General features: G+C 64.4%; 17 protein-coding genes. 8 read left to right on the top strand and 9 right to left on the bottom strand.

The genetic code is table 11. From position 1 onward, the window contains the following. Window positions 1-7: 7 nt before the first annotated feature. Window positions 8-907: a nucleoside hydrolase gene (locus HACJB3_RS00885; protein WP_008418912.1), complete on the bottom strand. Its 900-nt coding sequence runs from the start codon at window positions 905-907 to the stop codon at window positions 8-10. A 274-nt stretch (window positions 908-1,181) separates the two neighbouring features. Between HACJB3_RS00885 and HACJB3_RS20000 the strand changes: the two genes are divergently transcribed. Beyond that, window positions 1,182-2,288, top strand: a complete 1,107-nt coding sequence (locus tag HACJB3_RS20000; RefSeq protein ID WP_162147996.1) for a hypothetical protein — start codon at window positions 1,182-1,184, stop codon at window positions 2,286-2,288. A 57-nt stretch (window positions 2,289-2,345) separates the two neighbouring features. Here the strand turns inward: HACJB3_RS20000 and HACJB3_RS00880 are convergent, their stop codons facing one another. Next, complete coding sequence (locus HACJB3_RS00880; protein ID WP_008418915.1) at window positions 2,346-3,458, bottom strand: pyridoxal-phosphate-dependent aminotransferase family protein; 1,113 nt, start codon at window positions 3,456-3,458, stop codon at window positions 2,346-2,348. Window positions 3,459-3,667: 209 nt separating this feature from the next. Here HACJB3_RS00880 and HACJB3_RS00875 point away from each other — a divergent pair, with 209 nt between their 5' ends. From HACJB3_RS00875 to ligA, 3 genes are all read left to right on the top strand, one after another. Next, entirely contained in the window at window positions 3,668-4,498 is an 831-nt protein-coding gene (locus HACJB3_RS00875; protein ID WP_008418917.1) for a manganese catalase family protein, read from the top strand. Window positions 4,499-4,573: 75 nt separating this feature from the next. Further along, window positions 4,574-5,698: an FAD binding domain-containing protein gene (locus tag HACJB3_RS00870; RefSeq protein ID WP_238532778.1), complete on the top strand. Its 1,125-nt coding sequence runs from the start codon at window positions 4,574-4,576 to the stop codon at window positions 5,696-5,698. 52 nt (window positions 5,699-5,750) lie between these two features. Next, window positions 5,751-7,862, top strand: a complete 2,112-nt coding sequence (gene ligA, locus HACJB3_RS00865; protein WP_008418921.1) for an NAD-dependent DNA ligase LigA — start codon at window positions 5,751-5,753, stop codon at window positions 7,860-7,862. On the opposite strand, the gene HACJB3_RS00860 is transcribed toward ligA, so the two are convergent. From HACJB3_RS00860 to HACJB3_RS00850, 3 genes are read right to left on the bottom strand one after another with little or no spacing between them, the layout of a single operon-like run. Beyond that, window positions 7,863-8,756 (bottom strand): ABC transporter permease, encoded by an 894-nt coding sequence (locus HACJB3_RS00860; protein WP_008418923.1) that lies wholly within the window; start codon window positions 8,754-8,756, stop codon window positions 7,863-7,865. Then, window positions 8,753-9,661: an ABC transporter ATP-binding protein gene (locus tag HACJB3_RS00855; protein WP_008418926.1), complete on the bottom strand. Its 909-nt coding sequence runs from the start codon at window positions 9,659-9,661 to the stop codon at window positions 8,753-8,755. The genes HACJB3_RS00860 and HACJB3_RS00855 overlap by 4 nt, the downstream gene beginning before the upstream one ends. 43 nt (window positions 9,662-9,704) lie before the next feature. Next, window positions 9,705-9,959, bottom strand: a complete 255-nt coding sequence (locus HACJB3_RS00850; protein ID WP_008418928.1) for a hypothetical protein — start codon at window positions 9,957-9,959, stop codon at window positions 9,705-9,707. A gap of 103 nt (window positions 9,960-10,062) precedes the next feature. On the opposite strand from HACJB3_RS00850, the gene HACJB3_RS00845 reads away from it, so the two are divergent. Continuing rightward, a complete protein-coding gene (locus tag HACJB3_RS00845) occupies window positions 10,063-10,581 on the top strand; it encodes a hypothetical protein (RefSeq protein ID WP_008418929.1) in 519 nt (172 codons plus the stop codon). A gap of 52 nt (window positions 10,582-10,633) precedes the next feature. Next, a complete protein-coding gene (locus HACJB3_RS00840) occupies window positions 10,634-12,367 on the top strand; it encodes an excinuclease ABC subunit C (protein WP_013199320.1) in 1,734 nt (577 codons plus the stop codon). Here the strand turns inward: HACJB3_RS00840 and HACJB3_RS00835 are convergent, their stop codons facing one another. From HACJB3_RS00835 to HACJB3_RS00825, 3 genes are all read right to left on the bottom strand, one after another. After that, on the bottom strand, window positions 12,368-13,174 hold the full coding sequence (locus tag HACJB3_RS00835) for a DUF7839 domain-containing protein (RefSeq protein ID WP_013199319.1): 807 nt from the start codon (window positions 13,172-13,174) through the stop codon (window positions 12,368-12,370). It abuts the gene before it with no gap. Between the two features lie 132 nt (window positions 13,175-13,306). Beyond that, entirely contained in the window at window positions 13,307-14,299 is a 993-nt protein-coding gene (locus HACJB3_RS00830) for a ribonucleotide-diphosphate reductase subunit beta (protein WP_008418944.1), read from the bottom strand. Then, window positions 14,299-16,692 carry a ribonucleoside-diphosphate reductase subunit alpha gene (locus HACJB3_RS00825; RefSeq protein ID WP_008418946.1) on the bottom strand — a complete coding sequence of 798 codons (2,394 nt, stop codon included), beginning with the start codon at window positions 16,690-16,692 and terminating at the stop codon, window positions 14,299-14,301. Before HACJB3_RS00825 ends, HACJB3_RS00830 begins: the two co-directional genes overlap by 1 nt. A 276-nt stretch (window positions 16,693-16,968) precedes the next feature. On the opposite strand from HACJB3_RS00825, the gene HACJB3_RS00820 reads away from it, so the two are divergent. Continuing rightward, window positions 16,969-18,012 (top strand): nicotinate-nucleotide--dimethylbenzimidazole phosphoribosyltransferase, encoded by a 1,044-nt coding sequence (locus HACJB3_RS00820; protein WP_008418948.1) that lies wholly within the window; start codon window positions 16,969-16,971, stop codon window positions 18,010-18,012. A gap of 13 nt (window positions 18,013-18,025) precedes the next feature. Here HACJB3_RS00820 and uvrB read toward each other — a convergent pair whose 3' ends face one another. After that, a complete protein-coding gene (gene uvrB, locus HACJB3_RS00815; protein ID WP_008418950.1) occupies window positions 18,026-20,086 on the bottom strand; it encodes an excinuclease ABC subunit UvrB in 2,061 nt (686 codons plus the stop codon). A 164-nt stretch (window positions 20,087-20,250) separates the two neighbouring features. On the opposite strand from uvrB, the gene HACJB3_RS19900 reads away from it, so the two are divergent. Further along, window positions 20,251-20,412 (top strand): hypothetical protein, encoded by a 162-nt coding sequence (locus tag HACJB3_RS19900; protein ID WP_155828815.1) that lies wholly within the window; start codon window positions 20,251-20,253, stop codon window positions 20,410-20,412. The last annotated feature ends 58 nt before the right edge of the window (window positions 20,413-20,470 follow it).

Genomic DNA, 20,470 nt, shown 5'->3' with positions numbered 1-20,470 from the left:
CAGCGACTCACAGCACCGACTCGATCGCCTCGCCCATCGTCTCGCGAAAGCGCTCGGCGTCGATATCGGTCGCGACCCGGCCGTTTTCGGGCTCCTCGGTGACGCCGTACTCGTCACTGAGGAGCGCCCCGCGGCAGGGCCCCTCGCGCGTGTCGATTTCGAGCGCGCGATCTTCGAGGGTGAGGACGCCGTCGGTGAGATGGGCGATCACCGCCGCGTCGTGGATCGGCGAACGGTCGATCCCGTAGCGCTCTCTCACGTCGTCGGGGTAGTAGGTGAGCCACTCCTCGACGATCGCGCCGCGTCGGCCCGAGCGATCGAGGGTGGCGGGATCGAGCGTCGCGCGCATGGTGACGCCCAACCCGACGAAGGTGGGGTCGAGCGACTGAAGCACGCGGCTGGCGGCGTCGGGATCGGCATGGAGGTTCGCCTCCGCGGCGGGGGTGCGGTTGCCCGGCGCGTAGACCGCTCCGCCCATGACGAGCACGTCGTCGAGGAGTTCGGGCAGGTCGGGCTCGATCCCCAGAGCCAGCGCGAGGTTGGTCAGCGGGCCGATCGCGGCGATCGTGAGATCGCCGTCCTCGCATGCTTTTTCGACGATGAACTCGGCACCTGAGATGTCGACGGGCTCGCGGGTGGGAGCGGGTAGGTCGCCCTTCAGCCCGCCCTCACCGTGGATGAACTCCGCGGTGTCCTGGCGTTTGACGAGGGGTCGGCCGGCTCCACGGGCGACGGGGAGGTCGCTGTCGAAGAAGTCGAGCAGCGCGAGGGTGTTCCGGGTGGTGTTCGTGATAGTGGAATTCCCGGCGACCGTCGTGAGGCCGACCACGTCAAGGTCGCTTTCGAGCGCGAGCAGCAGGGCGAGTGCGTCGTCACAGCCGGGGTCCGTATCGATGAGAAGAGACATGCCCTCATCTACAGCGGCCACGGGATAAAATGCGGGCCCAATAGAAAACCAGCGAAAATTGATTGAAGATAGAAATATATGACCGAGTTAGATAATCTGAGGAAGAGTAAAGATAGACCACGATATATGAAAAAGCAGTAATAATGTCAAAAGAAAGGATTGAGGCTGCACGCAGTTGGTTGAATGAGGAAACTGAAAACCTATATGAATATAGCAGCGGAGTCGCTGAACTAAAATTTTAGTTAATTATAACGAGGAGTATTCTAATGCGGAGGTGGGGATTTGTACGATAGATTATTCATTGCCATTCTATCGTCATACTGAATTTGATGAGAGTGAGAAGGAGAAAGAGAGAGAATCAGATAAGCGGATAGTTCGGTATTCATTATACGGTTCATCTATTATAGAATACCTATCTATTTATTGTATATTCGAGTCGCTATCTCCTCAAGCTAATGAAAAAGTACTAATAAATGAGCTAGAAAGAAAATCACAATACCAACGTGAAGGTATTTTAGGGAATTGCAGTATTATAGACAATGAAGATTTGAAAGGAGAATTCAAGAAGGTAAGAAAGACTCGGAATGAGATGGCTCATAGCCAAGATCATAGATATGAGTTCGAACATTATGATGATCTGAATCGGTATATAAGTGATTCAAGAAAAGTCATATCGTTTCTAGTTGAGAATTTGTATGGGGCATCGTTAGATGAAATAATCAGCCGTCTCAAACCTTGTTTTACTACCCCAACTACCTCTAATGTCGAAAAGTGGCCAACTGCGCAGTTGGTGAGTACATACTCGGACATACACACTGAATTAGAGTCTACCGTAGCTGAGGAGGGTGGGTTTGTAGAATTGCGAGAAAAAATGATAGAGTATCTGGAAGAACATATCAGAGAAAGAGGATACGATCCAGAAAATGCCTATGAAATCGGATCATTTGTATACTCTCCGAGTGGATACTATTATGTTAGTCGCGTTGGGGGAGGAGTTAATCTATTTGAAACAGAGGAATATAGAATTTTAGCATCCGGAAACCACATACAAGTAACCGGAGAGATATCCATCAATAGAGTAGAATTTGAGAGAATAACGAATAGAGATATAAATGATTGCTCTTGGTATATTGTGGTGTTCATAGGTAGTGATGCAGTCCGTATCTATCCTAAAGACGATAATTTGACGCTGCGAAAAGTATCTACTAATAATAAACTTGCGCCAAATATTGAATATGAAATGGCGACAAGTGGCGTATTCGAGGTATCCGTCGGGGTGTACATAGATTTAGATACACGCGTTTATGCTATGATTCGGGAGCAAAAAGAAGTGTCAATAGATTCGAACAGAGCACTATATTACAGAATACTTGAAGAGTAGTATTCCTGTATTGTAAGACTGAACCCCTCAATCTTTAGAACATACGAAAAGCTGGCTCTATAGCCCCGCGACGTCCTCGATGGCGTCCGTGAGCGCACGAATGCTCTCGACGTCGTGTTCGCCCATGTGCCCGATGCGGAACGTCTTCTCGCCGAGCTGTGAGCCGTAGCCGTTCGAGAAGACCATGTCGTACTCTTCGCTGACGGCGTCGATCGTCCCGGCGACGTCGATTCCTCGTGTATTCTCGATACAGCTCACCGTCTGGGACTCGTAGCCCGCCTCGGGGAAGGTGCCGAAGTTCTCACGGGCCCACTCGCGGGTGTATTCGGCCATCTCGCGGTGGCGTTTATCCCTATTCTTGTGACCCTCATCGAGCATGTGTTTCATCTGCGTTCGATATGCGAGCATGATCGGGATCGCGGGCGTCGAGTGGGTCTGGCCCTTGCGGTCATAGTAGTCGATAGTGCGCTGGAAGCCGCCGTACCAGGAGGCCGACTCCTTCCCTACCTCGCGCTCGTAGGCGTCCTCGCTGACGGTACAGATCGCCAGCCCCGGCGGCATGGCGAAGGCCTTCTGCGAGGACGCAAAGAGCACGTCGATCCCGTGTTCGTCGATGTCGACGGCATCCCCGCCGAGCGCGGAGACGGCGTCGACGACGAAGTAGGTGTCAGGGTACTCGGCGATGACGTCGCCGATCTCCTCGATCGGGTTGCGAACCCCGGTCGAGGACTCGTTCATCACGCAGGCGACGACGTCGTACTGTTTCTCGCTCGTTTCGAGCGCCTCGCGGACGTCCTCGGGTTTGACCGCCTGCCCCCACTCGTATTCGAGTCGGTCGACGTCCTTGCCCAGGCGCTCGGCCACGTTGGCGTGGCGTTCGCTGAAGCTCCCGCAGGTCGCGACGAGGATGTTTTCGTCGACGAGGTTGAGCGTCGAGGCCTCCCAGAACTCCGTGCCGGAGGCGGTGAGGATCACGACGTCGTTGTCGGTATCGAGAAAATCCTTCGTGTCCTCGACGATCGTGGTGTAGAGGTCGGTCATCCGGTCCATCCGATGGCCGAACATCGGCTGGGCCATCGCCTCGATGACGTCCTCGCGGACCTCCGTCGGGCCGGGGATGTACAGCGTCTTGTCCGTGTAGTCGTCTCTGTATTCGCGTTTCTCGGTCACGTGAATCACCTAGCGGAGTCGATGCTGTCCCCACGCCTCATCGAGCGCCTCGAACGTCTCGGGGGGCCATCGACCCGTCCGTATCTCGCGGTTCGCGCGCGAGGGGATAAGCCCCGGGGATCGACGCAAATGGCGCCAGCGGAGGGTTCATGATACCGACGCCCACGCAAGCACCACGACTTACCAACGCGCTATCCTATCGACAGGTGATGTTTTTCCACGACGACGAACTCCAGTATCCGGTCGAGGTAGAGGAACCGAACCCGGCGTTCGCGCGGATGCTCCAGCAGGCCATCGGGGGCGTCGAGGGCGAGATCCGCGTGTTCATGCAGTACCTGTTCCAAGGGATGAACCAGCCGCCGGATAACGAGCAGATGCGTATGCTGCTCTACGAGACGGCCATGGAGGAACTCGGCCACGTCGAGATGCTCGCGACGGCAGTCGCGAAGAACCTCGAGGGTGCGCCCGTCGGGATGCGCGAGGAGTTCGCCCAGGACGGCGCGGTCAACGCCGCGATGCAGGGCTACCTGCCCCGGCAGTTCCTCTCTGCGGGTTTCGGCGCGATGCCCGAGGACAGCCAGGGCAACCCCTTCAGCACGGATCACGTCTACGCGAGCGGCAACCCCGCCGGTGACCTCTACGCGAACGTGACCGCCGAAGCGACGGGACGAACGCTCGCGACCCGGCTCTGGGAGATGACGGACGATCCGGGCATGAAGGACATGCTGTCGTACCTCATCGCCCGGGACACCATGCACCAGAACCAGTGGCTCGCGGCGCTGCAGGATCTGGGCGACCCCGAGGACGCGTTCGATCACCTGCCCGTGCCCGACAGCTTCCCGCAGGAGGAGGAGAACCAGGAGTTCAACTACGAGTTCTTCTCGACCACCAAGGAGCCGACCGACAACCCCGAGACGGCATGGACGACGGGCGAGTCGGTCGACGGCAAGAGCGAGTTCTCCTTCGGGCGCCAGCCCGGCGGCGGCAAGCCCAACCTCCCCTCGCCGGACCCGCGGGCGTACAACGACCCGACCGAATAGCGCGTCCACCCTCTCGTTTCGCACGCTTTTTTCGCCGACCTCAGTCCTATGAGCGTCGCGTCCGAAAAACGGGAAATGACCGATGGACTTCGCGTGATCGTCTCGGGCGGGTCGATGGGTGGGATGTTCACCGCGCTCGCGCTTTTGGAGGGCGGCCACGACGTCGAGGTCTTCGAGCGCGCGGCGGGCGAACTGGCCGAGCGCGGGGCGGGCATCGTCGTCCAGCCCCGGATGCTCGAGTACCTCGAAAATCGGGGGATCGCGCGTCCCGACGAGTTCACCCTCTCGACCAATCGCCGGGAGTATCTGAACCGCGACGGGAGCGTTCGCGAGGGGCGGGCCGATTCGATGACGTTCACCGGGTGGGACACCCTCTATCGGCGGCTTCGGGGAACCGTGGAGGACGACCGGTACCACGCGGGCCGAGTGGTCGGGTTCGAGCGCGACGGCGAGGCCGTAGCGGTCCGGTTCGAGAACGGCGCCGAGCGTCGGGCGGACCTGCTGGTCGTCGCCGAGGGCGGCCGTTCCGAAACGCGTGAACAGCTACTCCCGGACGTCGGCCCCGAATACGCCGGTTACGTCGCCTGGCGGGGGTTGATCGACGAGCGAGACGTTTCGCGTGAACTCGTCGAGCGCTTCGAGGACACCTTCCTCTTCTTCGAGGGCGAGCGCCAGCTTGTTCTGGGCTACCTCATTCCCGGTCCCGACGGCGGCACGTGGGCGGGCGAACGCCGACTCAACTGGGTCTGGTACGACAACGTGCGCGACGGGGATCGGTTGGAAGGGCTGTTGACGGACTCACGAGGGGTCGAACACGACTTCTCGGTCGCACCCGGCGGCCTCCGGGAGGGGGTCGAGCGCGAACTGCGGGCGAGCGCCGAGGAACTCCCCGACGTCTTCTCCCGACTGGTCGGAAAAACTGAAAAACCGTTCGTCCAGACGGTCTACGACCTCACGGTCCCGAGGATGACCGCCGGTCGGGTCTGTCTGGTGGGCGACGCGGCGTTCGTCGCGCGCCCACACACCGCCGCGGGCACCGCGAAGGCGGCCGCCGACGCGATCGAGCTCGGCGCGGCGCTCGACGGACGCGACCGGAGCGAGGTCGAGTCAGCGCTCGAAACGTGGGAGGGACGCCGACTCGCGGCCGGCCGACGGCTGGTCCGGGAGGGAGTGCGGATGGGCGAGGGGTACATGGACTGACCGGTCGGTCGAGACGGGGGCGTTTTTGCCCGCCGGGGCGAAAGCACGGGCAATGAACGAGAGCGACCAGAACCCCTATCTCCGGGACCCACCGGAGGATCTCACCCCCATCGACGAGCTCGACGAGGCCGAACGCGAGGCCCGCCGGCTGAGGGAGGCGATTCGACATCACGATCGACGGTACTACGTCGAGAACGACCCCGAGATCGCGGATCGGACCTACGACACCCTCTTTCAACGACTGGTCGACATCGAGGAGTCCTTCGGCCTCCAAATCCCCGATAGCCCGACACGGCGTGTGGGCGGCGAGCCCGTAGAGGAGCTCGAAACCGTCGAGCACGTCGCGCCAATGCTCTCGATCCAGCAAAGCGGCGACGCGGCGGACGTCCGGGAGTTCGCGGAACGGATGGACCGCGAGATCGGCGAGGTCACGTACACTTGCGAGCCGAAGTTCGACGGCGTCTCCATCGAGGTCGTCTACGACGAGGGTGTCTTCGAGCGCGCGGTGACCCGCGGCAACGGGCGGGAAGGCGACGACGTGAGCGCGAACGTCCGGACGATCCGCTCGATCCCCCAGCGTCTCCGGGGGGAGTACCCCGACTTCCTTGCCGTTCGCGGCGAGATCTTCATGCCACGGGACGCGTTTCAGGCGTACAACCGCGAGCGCGTCGAGCGCGGCGACGAACCGTTCGCCAACCCGCGAAACGCCACCGCGGGGACGATCCGCCAGCTCGATCCTACCGTGACCGCCGAACGCCCGCTCGATTGTTTCTTCTACGACATACTGGACGCGAGCGAGGGGATCGCCACCCACTGGGAGGAACTCGACGCGCTCGAATCGTACGGCCTGCAGACCAACGACCGTGCCGAACTCGCCGCCGACATCGACGAAGCGATCGCCTACCGCGATCGGCTGGTCGAGGACCGCGAGGGGCTGAACTACGAGATCGACGGCGTCGTCATCAAGGTCGACGAGAAGGCCGCCTGCGAGGAACTGGGTACGACTTCGCGGCACTACCGGTGGGCCTTCGCATACAAGTTCCCCGCACGGGCCGGCGAGACGGCGATCCAGGACGTCGCCCTGCAGGTCGGGCGCACCGGACGGCTAACCCCTGTGGCGCTGCTCGATCCCGTCGACGTCGGCGGGGTCACCGTCTCGCGCGCAAGCCTGCACAACCCCGCGGAGATCGAAGAGAAGGAGGTCAACGTCGGCGACGTCGTGCGTGTCGAGCGCGCGGGCGACGTGATTCCCTACGTCGACGAGGTGGTCGAGAAGCGTTCTTCGGGGTACTTCGAGTTCCCCGCAACCTGCCCGGTCTGTGACAGCGCGATCGAGCGCGACGGGCCGATCGCGTTCTGTACCGGCGGGCTGGCCTGTCCGGCCCAGCTTCGCCGGTCGGTGGAGTACTACGCGAGCGACTCCGGTCTGGACATCGAGGGGCTGGGTGGCGAGCGCGTCGATCAGCTGCTTGAGGCTGGCCTCGTCGAAGAGAGCGTCGCCGACCTCTATCGCCTGGAGCGAGCAGATCTCGTCGAGCTCGAAGGGTGGGGCCAAAAGAGCGCCGAGAACCTGCTCGCCGAACTCGAAGCCTCGAAGTCGCCGCCGCTCTTTGCCTTTCTCGCCGCGATCGGTATTCCCCACGTCGGGCGGGCGACCGCCCGCGAACTCGCCGGCGCCTTCGGCGATCTGGACGGCCTCATGGACGCGAGCGAGGACGAACTCCGAGAGGTCGACGAGATCGGCGAGGTCGTCGCCCGCGAGATACGTGACTTTTTCGACAGTGAGGGCAACCGGCGGGTGCTTCGCGAGCTCCGCGAGGCTGGCGTCGAACCCGAACGGGCCGAGGACCGGGAGTCGGGCGATACCCTGTCGGGGCTCACCGTCGTCTTCACGGGGTCGCTTCCCGACCGGACGAGAAGCGAGGCCCAGGGACTGATCGAGGGGGCGGGCGGCTCGGTCACGGGCAGCGTCTCAGGCAACACCGATTACCTCGTCGTCGGCGAGAACCCCGGAAGTTCAAAGCGCGAGGACGCTGCCGACGAGGGCGTACCCGAACTCACGCCCGAGGAGTTCGAGGCGCTGGTGGACGAGAGCGAGGAAGCCGATCGACAGGAGCAGCAGGAATCATCGAACCAACGCACTCTAGAGGATACGTTCCAGTAGCTACAGATCCGCGTCGCGGAAGGCGAGATATCCCAGTACGGGCGGGACGACCAGCCACGCGAGGAAGACGAGCGCGACGACGGGGTTCGAGAAGTACGCCGGCAGCGGGTCGAGCGCCTGTCCGTAGACTTGTCCGGCGATGCCGCCGCCGAACAGCGAGAGGCGTGCCCCGAGCGCGTCCTGCGTCCAGAGGATCGCCGCCAGCGACTGGTAGGCGTCGACCGGGTTCAGGAGTCGAACGGCGAGTTGGATCCGCACGAGCGTCTCGAAGGCCATGTCGGTGTACTCGTTGAGCAGGTTGACCACACCTTCGGCGAAACTCCCCCAGAACAGCGAGAAGATCACGTAGACGCCGACGTTCCCGAGCATGGCCTGTCGTCGGCTCGCGGCCGCCGCGCTGATCCCGACCGAAAGCGAGACGAACACCACGCCCAGAAGCGCCGACAGCAGCGCGAAGGCGACGTAGTTGCCGAGTGCGAGCGAGACAGGCGTCGCGAGGAAGACGACCGCAGCGGCGAGAAAGCCTACCAGGATCGGCAGGACGATCACGGCGCTTCGTCCGACGATCTTCCCCAGCACGACGTCCCGTCGGGAGTGGGGCAACGCCAGCAGCAGTTTCAGCGTGCCCGAATCGCGTTCACCCGCCACGGAAGCGTACGCGAGCACGATGGCGACGAAGGGGATGAGGAAGGCGACAAAGGACGCCAGCAGGCTGATGAAGGCGTCCGAGGAGATCTGCTGGCCGGTCTGGGAGACGACCGCCCCGCCGACGCCGTCGGCGACGAGATACGCGGGGACGACGAACAGGACGAAAAAGAGCGCCGAGGCGACCCACAGCCCCCGCGAGCGGATCGAGTCCTCGAAGTCCTTGCGCGCGACGACTCGCCAACTCATGCCGTCCCCTCCGTGTAGGCCCGAAAGAGGTCCTCCAGTGATGCCTCCTCGGTCTCGAAGTCACGGACCTCCGCGCCCTCCGATTCGAGGGTACTCAACACGGCCGTTTTCGAGCCGTCTTCGGCCGCGACCAGCAGGGTCGATCCCTCGCGTTCGACCCCCATCACGCCATCGAGGGCGCGCACGCGATCAAGCGCCCCCGTGGGGAGTTCACCGACCGTGATTCTGAGCGTCGTGTCGGCCCCGACGGTTTCGCGGAGCCCCGAGACGCTGTCCTCGGCGACGAGTCGGCCCTCGCGCAGGATGCCGACCCGATCACAGACGGCCTCGACCTGTCCGAGGATGTGACTCGAAAAGAAGACGCTTGCACCGCGCTCGACCTCCTCCCGGACGATCTCGCGCATTTCGAGCGCGCCGTTGGGATCCAGTCCCGTCGATGGCTCGTCCAGGATCAGGAGGTCAGGCCGGCCCGCAAGCGCCATCGCGAGCGCGAGCCGCTGGCACATTCCCTTCGAGTACGTGCCGGCCTTGCGGTCGGCGGCCTCTTCGATCCCCACGCGCTCCAATAGCGCGTCGGGGTCGTCGCTCGCCCCTTTCGAGTCGACGGCGAGTTCGACGTGTTTCCGGCCGGTGAGGCGGTCGTAGACGTCGAATCCCTCCGGAAGGACGCCGGTTCGCTCGCGGACCCGGACGCTCTCCTCGTGGGCGTCGTGTCCCAGTACCTCGACGGTCCCCGAGGTGGGCTGGACGAAATCCAACAGCATGTTGATCGTCGTCGATTTGCCCGCCCCGTTGGGCCCGAGAAAGCCGAAGACCTCCCCCTCTCGCACATCGAGCGCGAGGTCGTCGACCGCGAGGACGTCACCGTAGCGCTTGCTCACGCCGTGCAGTTCGATCGCGGTCATTGCCCGCGCTAGATCCAGCCCCGATATAGGTCTTTAGGTCGACTCAGACCGACTCGTCGGGGTCGTGGCGTCCGGCCATCCGTTCTGCCTCGCCCTCGTAGCGCTCGGCGTTCTCCTCGGCGATCGAGTCGAGTTTCTCGGGATCGACCTCCATCGCGGCGGTCGCGTCGACGCCGGTCGCGGCCGCACGCTCGGTGACGAACTGTCCCGAGCCGTTGGTCGGGGCGTAGACCAGCCGGATCAGGCCCTTGTCGTCGTACGTGCGCTCGACCAGCCAACACTGGACGGTATCGCTCATACTCGGGGTTCGCACGCGCCGGGTTTGTATGCGGCGCTTACCCCTGAGCCGGGAAGCGACCGGCGGCCGGAAAACGTATAGTGGCGCTCGGGGACCGTTCCCCATGGGTGATGAGGGCGGTATCGTTGCGCTGGCGGACGCCGTCTCCGAGCTGTTTTACGCCATCGCCGGCTGGCTGCTGGTCGGGCTCGGGGCGCTCGCGCTGGTCGCCGCCGTCAGCGGACTCGTCGCGGGCGGGGGCGTCGGCTCCGCGATGGGAGTAGCCCTTCTCGTGGTGTTCGGGCTGGTGTTCGTCGTATCGGGCGTGCTGGTCAACCCCCGCCTCCGCCGCCGGCTCGACCGCCGACATTCGATAACCCGGTTCGGACGGGTGCGAAGCACCGACCGACGGGTCGTCCGGCCCGGGGAGACCCGTGGGGAGTCCTGTGTCGAGTGTGGCGCCGACGTCGAGGGCGGGATGGCAACGCGCTACCGCGAGGAGTACGCGCTCGCTGGGATCCCGATCTCGACCCGCACGGAGGGCGTCAATCACTACTGCCTCGCGTGTGCGTTCGATGAGTCCGACATCCCGGACGAATCGAGCGCACGAGAACGGCCCGAATCGGCCCCGGAACGGTCCTGAGCGCCGTCCGCGGGCGGCAGGTTCAAACGAATCGGGCGACTAGGACGGATGAATGGACGGGGCGGAACTCAAGGAGCACGCAGCGACGCTGCCGCGCGAACCGGGGGTCTATCAGTTCCTCGCGGACGGGACGACCCTCTATGTCGGAAAGGCGGTCGATCTCCGGGGGCGGGTCCGGTCGTACGCCGACCCCCGAAGCGCGCGGATTCGCCGAATGGTGCAGGGTGCGGAGTCGATCGATTTCGCCGTCACGGACACCGAGACGCAAGCGTTGTTGCTCGAAGCGAACCTGATCAAGCGCCACCAACCCCGCTACAACGTCCGGCTGAAGGACGACAAGTCCTACCCGCTGGTGCAACTAACTGACCACGAGTTCCCCCGCATCGAGATCACGCGGGATCCCGATGCCGCCGCGACCGCCTTCGGCCCGTTCACGAACAAGGGGATCGTCGAGGTCGTGGTGAAGGCCCTCAGGGAGGTCTACGGCGTGCGGGGCTGTTCGGACCACAAGTTCTCCGGTAGAGCGCGCCCCTGTCTCGACCACGACATCGGGCTCTGTACCGCCCCCTGCACGGGCGAGATCGGGCGGGAGGCCTACGTCGAGGACGTCGAGTCGGTGGAACGCTTCTTCGCGGGCGAGACGGGCGCCCTCGCCGACCCCCTGAGGCGACGCATGGAGCGGGCGGCCCAGGAGCAGTCCTTCGAGCGGGCGGCGAGCCTGCGCGATCGGCTGGAGGCCGTCGAGGGCTTTCACGAGGGGCGCGGCGAGGCCGTCCACGACGCCGCCGACGCGCGCCACGTCGACGTACTCGGCGTGTCGACCGAGGGCGATCGCGCGATCGTCGCCCGGCTCCAGAGCGAGGGCGGGCAGCTGGTCGACCGCGAGCGCCACCACCTCTCGATTCCCGACGCCGGGGACGGTCATGCGGGCGTCCTCGCCGCGTTCATCGCCCAGTACTACGCCGAGCGTGAGCTTCCCGACAGCTTGCTGGTACCGGAAGACCCCGCCGACGCCGAGTTACGGGGCTGGCTCGAAAGCGAGGGCATCGACCTCCGGGTGCCCGGGGCGGGCCGGGAGGCCACGCTGGTCGACCTGGCGATCAAGAACGCCCGCCGGGGCGACTACAGCGACGACCCCGTGAGCGCGCTCGCGGAGGCGCTTTCGATCCCTCGGCCCGAGCGCATCGAGGGCTTCGACGTGAGCCACGCCCACGGCAAGGCCGCCGTGGGAAGCAACGTTCTCTTCGTGGGTGGCGAGGCCGAGACGTCGGGCTACCGCCGGAAGAAACTCGAGGAGCGAAACGACGACTACGCGAACATGCGCGCGCTCGTGCGCTGGCGTGCGCTGCGGGCGGTCGAGGGTCGCGACGACCGCCCCGACCCCGACCTCCTGCTCATCGACGGCGGGGATGGCCAGCTCGACGCCGCACGCGAGGCGCTCTCGGAGACGGGCTGGGACGTTCCGGCGATCGCACTGGCCAAAGCCGAGGAGCTGGTGATCACGCCCGACGGGCCCCTCGATTGGTCCTCCGACGCCACACACCTGCATCTCCTCCAGCGGGTGCGCGACGAATCACACCGCTTTGCGCTGCAGTACCACCAGACGCTTCGGGACGACGTTTCGACCGTCCTCGATGACGTGCCGGGGATCGGCCCCAAAACGAGGACGAGCCTGTTGCGGCGCTTCGGGAGCGTCGAGGGGATCCGCACGGCGTCCGTCGAGGACCTGCGAAGCGTCGAGGGGATCGGGGAGAAAACGGCGAGAACGATCACCGAACGACTGTAGCTACCGCTTTTCCGCTTCGACCATCTCGTAGCCGACGGTCCCCTCGCGCAGCGTCTCGGTGTGGGCCGCCAGCCGGTCGTCGGTCGCCAACAGGAGCACGTCCAGACCCTTCGTCGCCGCCTCTCGAACTGCTTCGGGCGTCCCGAACCGGATCTCGGGGTCGAGGCCGGCCGTGCAGGCCGCGGCGACCGCCTCGGTGCCCGCCGTCGCCACCAGATCGTGGGAAGCGGCGTACTCGCCGAGGGTGTCGGGATCGGCGACCGAGCTGCCGCCCTCGTGGACCCGGGGCAGCGAGACGACCGTGACCCGACCCAGTTCGTAGTCGAGGACGCCCTCGACGTCGGTGATCCCGACGTCCGCGCCGGCCTCGGAACCCGTGATCGCGACCGCGGTCGCCGCACCGGCCTCGCCGGGGGTCGCTCTGAGCACCCCGTCGGCCATCGAGAGCGTCACCGACTGGTCCTCCTCGATGGCGTCGGTCGCGAGCGCGGTCTCGATCTCGACCTGTTCGATGACGTCTTCTGCGACGTGGTCGGTGAACGCCCGGAGTTCGTCGGTCCGGCCGATCAGCCAGTCGACGCCCTCCTTGCTCACCTCGTAGCGCCCGCGCCCACCCTTCTCGACGAACCCCTCCTCGACCAGCCCACCAAGGTAGTCGCTGACGGCCTGGGCGGTGACGCCGATGGCGTCGGCGACCTCCTGTTGGCTGACCGCGGGCTGGCGCTCGGCGATCTCGACGAGGATCTGATAGCGCGTGGCGTCGCGCTTGCTTTGCAGCACGCTCGATCCCCTCTCGGTGTCGGACATTGGTCCCCCTCCGGCCAGCGAGGACAAGTAGTTTTGTGCTTCAGTCGGGAGATAGCGGATTTCGATCCATCTGGGTTGTGCTAGAGCGGCGTCGGACTGCGACGCGATCCGGCTCGCTCCGACCACCTGTCCTCACCACTCGAGCGAGCCGCCCGACTGGTACTCCGCGACGTTGGTCTCGAAGAAGTTCTTCTCCTTGTTCAGGTCGACCTGTTCTGCCATCCACGGGAACGGGTTGTCGGTGTCGTAGACCGGCTCCATTCCCAACTGATCGAGGCGTCTGTCGGCGACGTACTCGACGTACTCGGCGAACTGCGCCGGTCCCATGCCGAGCACCTCTTCGGGGCAGGCCTCGCGGGCATACGTGCGTTCGAGCTCAACGGCCTCGCGGAGCAGTCCCTCGATCTCGGCTTCGAACACGTCGGTCCAGATCCCTGAATTCTCCTCGCGGACAGTGTTGATCAGATCGACCCCGAAGTTCAGATGGAGTGACTCGTCGCGCATGATGTACTCGAACTGCTCGCCGACGCCGACCATCTTCCCCTGGCGCTTGAGCCCGAGCATCATCGCAAAGCCCGCGTAGAAGAAGATTCCCTCCATGATGACGTAGAACCCGACGAGGTCCCGGAGGAACTCCCGGACGTCCTCGTCGCTACTGATCTCGAAGTCCGGATCGTCGATCACCTGCGTGAGGTCGACGACGAACTCGTCCTTGGCCTCGATAGCGGGGATGCGGTCGTACATCCCGTAGAGGTACTCGGGGTCGAACCCCAGCGAGTCACAGCAGTAGATGAACGTATCGGTATGGATCGCCTCCTCGTAGGCCTGTCTGAGGAGATACTGGCGACACTCGGGGGCGGTGACGTGGTCGTAGACCGCGAGGACGATGTTGTTCGCGGTCAGCGATTCGGCAGTCGAGAAGAAGCCGAGGTTCCACTCGACGAGCTGGCGTTCCTCGCTACTCAGCTCGTCGTTCTCCCACTGGTGGACGTCGTCGGCCATCGGCACCTCCTCGGGCGTCCAGTTGTTGGCGACGCCGGCCTTGTAGTACTCGCGGGCCCAGTCGTAGTCGATCGGCAGGATCTTGTTGGGGTCGTGGTGGCTCTCGGTGTTGATCAGCGGCATTACTGGCAGGCCTCGCAGGTCGGGTCCTCGACGCTCGGCAGGCCGTTCCCCTCGTCCTCGTCGTCATCGTCGTCCGAGTCGCGGAACTGGGTGTCGTCGTACTCGCGCATGTCGAGCGTGGTCTTCTCGACCTGGCTCGCGCCCAGCGTCCGGAGGTAGTAGGTCGTCTTCAGGCCGAGCTCCCAGGCGGTCTCGTAGACGCCCGCGAGCAGCGAGCCGTCCGTGGAGGGGAAGAAGACGTTGTGCGACTGGCCCTGGTCGATCCAGGTCGCACGCTCCGCCGAGAGGCGAAGCTGGTGGCGCGGGTCGATCTCGAAGGCGCCCCGGTGGAGCTCCGTGACGTCCTCCGGTATCGCGTCGATCTCCTGGATCGAGCCGTCGTGGTACGTGATCCGGTCGCGGATCTCGTCGGTCCACAGCCCCCGCTCCCTGAGATCGGAAACGAGGTGGTCGTTGATCACCGTGAAGTCGCCCGACATGTTCGACTTCACGTAGAGGTTCGAGTAGATCGGCTCGATCGAGGGGGTCGTCCCCGCGATCGTCGAGATGGTCGCCGTCGGCGCGACCGCCATCGTGTTGGAGTTTCGCATCCCGTGCTCGGAGACGTGTTCTCGCACCCGTCCCCAGTCGAGGCGCTCCTCGACGTCGATCGGGATCTCGCGCCCCCGTTCCTCCTCGAGGATCGAAACGGTGTCCTGGGGGAACAGGTCACGGTCCCACTTCGAGCCCTCGTAGCTCCCGTAGGCCCCGCGCTCGGCGGCCAGCTCTGAGGAGCCGAGGATCGCGTGATAGGAGACGAGCTCCTGGGTTCGGTCGGCGAACTCGACGGCTTTCTCGGAGTTCATCGGGATGTCCTGTTCCAGCAGGGCGTCGTGAAAGCCCATGGTACCTAAGCCAACTGGCCGGTGGCGCATGTTCGAGCGTTCGGCCTTCTCCGTGGGGTAGAAGTTGAGGTCGACGACGTTGTCGAGCATCCGCATCGCCGTGTTGACCGTCTCGGCGAGCGCCTCGCGGTCGAGCCCGTCCTCGATCACGTGGCGCGAGAGGTTCACCGAACCGAGGTTACAGACGGCGGTCTCCTCCTCGCTCGTGTTGAGCGTGATCTCCGTACAGAGGTTCGAGGAGTTGATGACACCCGCATGATCCTGCGGCGAGCGGACGTTACAGGGGTCCTTGAACGTGATCCACGGGTGGCCCGTCTCGAACAGCCGAGTGAGGGTCCTGCGCCACAGCTCGGCGGCCTCGCACCGCTCGTACTGGTCGAGTTCGCCCGCTTCGGCCCGCCGCTCATACTCCTCGTAGCGCTCCTCGAACTCGCGTCCATAGGTCCCGTGCAGGTCGGGAACCTCCTCGGGTGAAAAGAGCATCCACTTCTCGTCGTTCTGGACGCGCTTCATGAACAGGTCGGGCACCCACGCCGCGGTGTTCATGTCATGGGTGCGCCGGCGCTCGTCGCCGGTGTTTCGCCGCAGGTCGAGGAAGGCGGGGAAGTCCATGTGCCATGCTTCGAGGTAGGCACAGGCCGCCCCGCGGCGTTTCCCGCTCCTGTTGATCGCGCCGGTCACGTCGTTTGCGATCTTCAGGAACGGGACCGTCCCCGTGGACTCGACGCCCGTCGAGGAGATCCGTGCGCCGCTGGCCCGAAGCGGGGTCCAGTCGTTGCCGAGCCCGCCCGACCACTTCGAGAGCTTCGCGTGTTCCTTGTACGCGTCGAAGATCCCCTCCAGGTCATCGGGAACGGTGGTGAGATAACACGAGGAGAGCTGCGGGTGGGTCGTCCCGGCGTGAAACAGCGTCGGCGTCGAATGGACGAATCGCAGCGTCGAGAGCAGGTCGTAGAACTCCTTTGCATACTTCTCGCGCTCCTCGGGCGCTTCCCGGAGCGCGATCCCCATCGCCACGCGCATCCAGAACGTCTGGGGCAGTTCGATGGGCTCGTCGCCCTCACGCAGGAAGTAGCGCTGGGAGAGAGTCTCCATCGCCATGTAATCGAGTCGGTCGTCACGAGTCGGTTCGAGCGCCTCGGCGAGCCTCGACAGGTCGTACTCGCCCATACGCTCGTCGAGCAGGTCGGCCTCGACGCCGCGCTCGATCGAGGCGACGAACGAGTCGCGGTAGGCAGCCTCGTGGTCGTCCGGGGCCACACCTACACGCTCCTCGAAGTACCGCCGTCGAAAGACGCGTGCGGCGACGGTCCGGTACTCCGGTACGCGGTCGATCCGGGCGGTGAGCGCGCCGATGATCGCCTCGTAGACTTCCTCGCGGCTCGCGCCCTCATAGCAGTCACGGCGGGCAGCACGGGCGATGTCGTCGGGAGAGCCCTCGGCACGGTCGTCCCACGCCTGCTCGAGTATCGCTTCGATTCCGTCGGGTCGTGTCGTCGTATGGCTCATGATGGATGGCCCGACAGCGTCGCCACTACCGAGGTACGCCGCTCAGGGCGGTCGGTCGGACCGTATTCGTCTGTCCGACGGGATCGGCATAAAGGTTCCCAACCTTGCTTTTTGTAGAACAAATTAACTTGTCCAACGCGGCGACAGCGGTGCGCCGGGTCACGGTTCGGGCTCGGAGCCGCCACCGGACGTCCAGGACGGCCAGCGCAAGCGGGCCCCGATCCCGACGCTGCCACCGACCGATTAAAGTCCGGTTGGGGTCGAGACGGTGCAGGAATGGTCGACGAACCGGAGCGTACGCCGGACGAGCGCGGAACGCCGAGGCTGGTGGTCGTCGCCGGGAGCACTCGGACGGGGGCGATCGACTCCGGCGCGGGTCCGATCAGCGCCGCGGGGGCCGATAAGGAGGCGCTGTACGATACGCCGGGTGCGGATCTCGAAATCCTCGACTACGGCGACGTGACCCACGCACCGACCGTTCCAGTTAGTCCCTCGGGCTGTCCGACGCCGGCGGTCCACACCCGCGCGGTCCGCGAGCTCCTGGGCTTCGACGTGACCTGCATCGACGCCGGGCTGACGCGGAAAAGCGGCGCGCCGACCGTCTCGCTGGGGGGAAACGCGGGCGGCGATATCCGACACGAGGAGCCGGTCGGAAACGCCAGCGAACTGTTCGAGGCCGGGGCAGCGTTCGGTCGGGCGCTGCCCGATTCCGAACTGGCTATCGGCGAGACGATCCCGGGCGGGACGACCACTTCGATGGCGGTCCTGCGGGCGCTCGGCGAGCGGCCGGCCGTCTCCTCGTCGCTCCCCGACAATCCGCTTGGACTCAAACGACGGGTAGTCGAGGAGGCGCTCGCGTCGAGCGGGCTCGAACCCGGCAGTGCGGCAGGAACGCCAATAGAAGCGGTTCGGGCCGTCGGCGACCCCGTGCTGGCTACCGTCGCGGGCCTGATCGTCGGCGCGACCGACGCCGGGATCAGCGTGACGCTCGCGGGCGGGACCCAACTCGCAACGGCCGCCGCGCTAGCGCGCCACGCGGGTGTCGAGGCGCCGCTAACGCTCGCGACCACTGCCTTCGTCGCCGACGACGAGAGCGCGGGGGTCGAAGCGCTCGCAGTCGATCTGGATCTCGATCTCCGCGTGACCGATCCCGGGTTCAGTAACCGAGACCATCCGGCGATGGCGGCCTACGCCGCCGGGGAGGCAAAAGAGGGCGTCGGAATGGGCGGGGTGCTGTGGCTGGCCAAGCGCGACGGAATTGCGATGAAAGCGGTCCGCAAGCGGATCGAGGCGGTCTACAGCCGGATCGTTCGCCCGTGACGCTGGTGCGGGCTTAGAATTCGGTTTCGGGCTCGGGAACGACCCCCTCCTCGTCCGAAAGCGCGTCGAACTCCTCGCGGAGTTCGCGGATCCGGTCGCGGATGTCGGCCGCGAGTTCGAACTCGAGGTTGCTCGCGGCCTCGTTCATGCGCTCTTCGAGGGACTGCACCCGAGCCTGGGCGGCCTCGGTGTCCTCGGGGGCGTCGCCGGTCACACCCGAGGTGTCGGTCTTGCTTCCCGGCAGGTTGGTCTCGCTGACCTCCTTGTCGATGGTCGTCGGCGTGTAGTCGTGCGCTTCGTTGAACTCCCGCTGGATCTCGCGGCGCCGTTGTGTCTCCTCGATGGCCTCGGCCATCGCGTCGGTCGTCTCGTCGGCGTACAGGACGACCTCGCCCTCGGCGTTTCTCGCGGCCCGACCCATCGTCTGGATCAGGGTGGTCCGCGAGCGCAGGAACCCCTGCTGGTCGGCGTCGAGGATGGCTACCAAGGAAACCTCGGGGATGTCGAGTCCCTCGCGCAGGAGGTTAATACCTACAAGAACGTCGAACTCCCCGAGCCGAAGCCCGCGGATGAGTTCGTGGCGTTCAAGGGTGTCGGTCTCGTCGTGCATGTACTCGACGCCCACACCTGAATTCTCGAGGTACTCGGTGAGGTCCTCGGCCATGCGCTTGGTGAGGGTGGTCACGAGCACGCGTTCGTCACGGTCGGTTCGCTCGTCGATCCGGGCCATCAGGTCGTCGATCTGCTCCTGTGCGGACTGGACCGACACCGCGGGGTCGACGAGATGCGTGGGCCTGACGATCTGTTCGACGATCTGCTCGCTCACGTCACGTTCGTAGTCGCCGGGGGTCGCCGAAACGTACAGGCGCTTTCCGACCCGCTCTTCGAACTCCTCGAAGGTCAGCGGGCGGTTATCGTACGCCGTGGGAAGGCGAAAGCCGTTCTCGACCAACGAGTCCTTGCGCGATTTGTCGCCGGCGTACTGTCCTTTGATCTGGGGGATAGTCTGGTGGGACTCGTCGATGACGGTGAGGAAGTCGTCGGGGAAGTAGTCGAGTAAGGTGTAGGGAGCGTCGCCCGACTCGCGATCCGAGAGGTAGACGGAGTAGTTCTCGATGCCCGAACAGTAGCCCGTCTCGCGCATCATCTCGATATCGAAGGTGGTGCGCTCCTCGATGCGCTGGGCCGAGAGCATGTCGCCGTTTCGCTCGAAGTACCGGATCCGTTTTTCGAGGTCCTCCTCGATCTCGCTGATGGCGTTTTCCATGCGCTGTTCGGGGATCGAGTAGTGCTCTGCGGGGTGGATCAGAACCGCGGGCTCCTCGCTTTTGAGGTCGCCTTCGAGGGGGTCCAGTTTGCTAAGCCGATCGATCTCGTCGCCCCAGAATTCGACGCGCACGGCGTAGCGGCCGTACATCGGGAAGACCTCGACGGTGTCACCGCGCACTCGAAACGTCCCCTGGGTGAAGTCGACGTCGTTTCGCTCGTAGTTCAGGTCGACCAAGCCTTTGAGCAGTTCGTCGCGGTCGATCCGCTGGCCCTGCTCCAGTTGGAGGCTCATGTCGACGTAGTTACGGGGGTCACCCAGCCCGTAGATCGCCGAGACGGAGGCGACGACGATCACGTCGTCGCGGGTCAGGAGCGAGCGCGTCGCGGAGTGCCTGAGTCTATCGATCTCGTCGTTGATCGAGGCGTCCTTATCGATGTAGGTGTCGCTTGCCTCGACGTAAGCTTCGGGCTGGTAGTAGTCATAGTAGGAGACGAAGTACTCGACGGCGTTGTCCGGGAACAGGTTCCTGAACTCCTCGTAGAGCTGGGCTGCGAGCGTCTTGTTGTGGGCGATAACGAGGGTCGGGGTTTGGATGCCCTCGACGGTCCAGCTCACCGTGTTGGTCTTTCCCGAGCCCGTCACGCCCAGCAGGGTCTGGCGATCCATCCCCGACTCGTAGCCCGAAACGAGCTGCTCAATCGCTTCGGGCTGGTCGCCCGCGGGCTCGAAGGGGGCCTCGACACGGAAGGGTTTCTCGGCCTCCGGTCTGTCGGGCTGGAGCGGGCCGGAACTCGTATCACTCATTGAGCGTACAAGGGCCCCGAGCCACTTGATCCGCTCGCCTGCAGGGTGAAAGTGAACTGTCCTCCCGATCCCGTCTACGACCAGTAGCGCTCATCTAGAGAGGAAGACACCTCAACGACGGGACTCACGACGGGGTTAAGCCGTGCTATGTTGTATCATATCATATGGGAGCGAAATGTACGCTTTGCCGGCATCGATTCCCGGATCATACCTTCCAGGAGTGGTGTGAGTGCGGGTGGTGTATGGACGAGAACTGCAAGCGAAATCACGAGCCGTTCTGTCCGGCCCACGGCGACGAAGGCTGGATCGGGACCGTCGAGTTCTGAGGGCACCGACGCCGCTCGGATCCGTCCGCGTCGTCTGCAAGCCGAATCCTCAACGGAT

The organism is Halalkalicoccus jeotgali B3 (assembly GCF_000196895.1).
Taxonomy (GTDB): Archaea; Halobacteriota; Halobacteria; order Halobacteriales; family Halalkalicoccaceae; genus Halalkalicoccus; species Halalkalicoccus jeotgali.
The sequence above is the reverse complement of the archived record's forward strand: the minus strand, read 5'-3'. Positions and strand labels throughout refer to the sequence as shown.

Bases quoted from the DNA above. Each gene is read 5' to 3' on its own strand.
- HACJB3_RS00885 (WP_008418912.1), bottom strand. From the start codon at position 907: ATGTCTCTTCTCATCGATACGGACCCCGGCTGTGACGACGCACTCGCC.
- HACJB3_RS00875 (WP_008418917.1), top strand. From the start codon at position 3,668: ATGTTTTTCCACGACGACGAACTCCAGTATCCGGTCGAGGTAGAGGAA.
- HACJB3_RS00870 (WP_238532778.1), top strand. From the start codon at position 4,574: ATGACCGATGGACTTCGCGTGATCGTCTCGGGCGGGTCGATGGGTGGG.
- ligA (WP_008418921.1), top strand. From the start codon at position 5,751: ATGAACGAGAGCGACCAGAACCCCTATCTCCGGGACCCACCGGAGGAT.
- HACJB3_RS00860 (WP_008418923.1), bottom strand. From the start codon at position 8,756: ATGAGTTGGCGAGTCGTCGCGCGCAAGGACTTCGAGGACTCGATCCGC.
- HACJB3_RS00855 (WP_008418926.1), bottom strand. From the start codon at position 9,661: ATGACCGCGATCGAACTGCACGGCGTGAGCAAGCGCTACGGTGACGTC.
- HACJB3_RS00850 (WP_008418928.1), bottom strand. From the start codon at position 9,959: ATGAGCGATACCGTCCAGTGTTGGCTGGTCGAGCGCACGTACGACGAC.
- HACJB3_RS00845 (WP_008418929.1), top strand. From the start codon at position 10,063: ATGGGTGATGAGGGCGGTATCGTTGCGCTGGCGGACGCCGTCTCCGAG.
- HACJB3_RS00840 (WP_013199320.1), top strand. From the start codon at position 10,634: ATGGACGGGGCGGAACTCAAGGAGCACGCAGCGACGCTGCCGCGCGAA.
- HACJB3_RS00835 (WP_013199319.1), bottom strand. From the start codon at position 13,174: ATGTCCGACACCGAGAGGGGATCGAGCGTGCTGCAAAGCAAGCGCGAC.
- HACJB3_RS00830 (WP_008418944.1), bottom strand. From the start codon at position 14,299: ATGCCGCTGATCAACACCGAGAGCCACCACGACCCCAACAAGATCCTG.
- HACJB3_RS00825 (WP_008418946.1), bottom strand. From the start codon at position 16,692: ATGAGCCATACGACGACACGACCCGACGGAATCGAAGCGATACTCGAG.
- HACJB3_RS00820 (WP_008418948.1), top strand. From the start codon at position 16,969: ATGGTCGACGAACCGGAGCGTACGCCGGACGAGCGCGGAACGCCGAGG.
- uvrB (WP_008418950.1), bottom strand. From the start codon at position 20,086: ATGAGTGATACGAGTTCCGGCCCGCTCCAGCCCGACAGACCGGAGGCC.
- HACJB3_RS19900 (WP_155828815.1), top strand. From the start codon at position 20,251: ATGGGAGCGAAATGTACGCTTTGCCGGCATCGATTCCCGGATCATACC.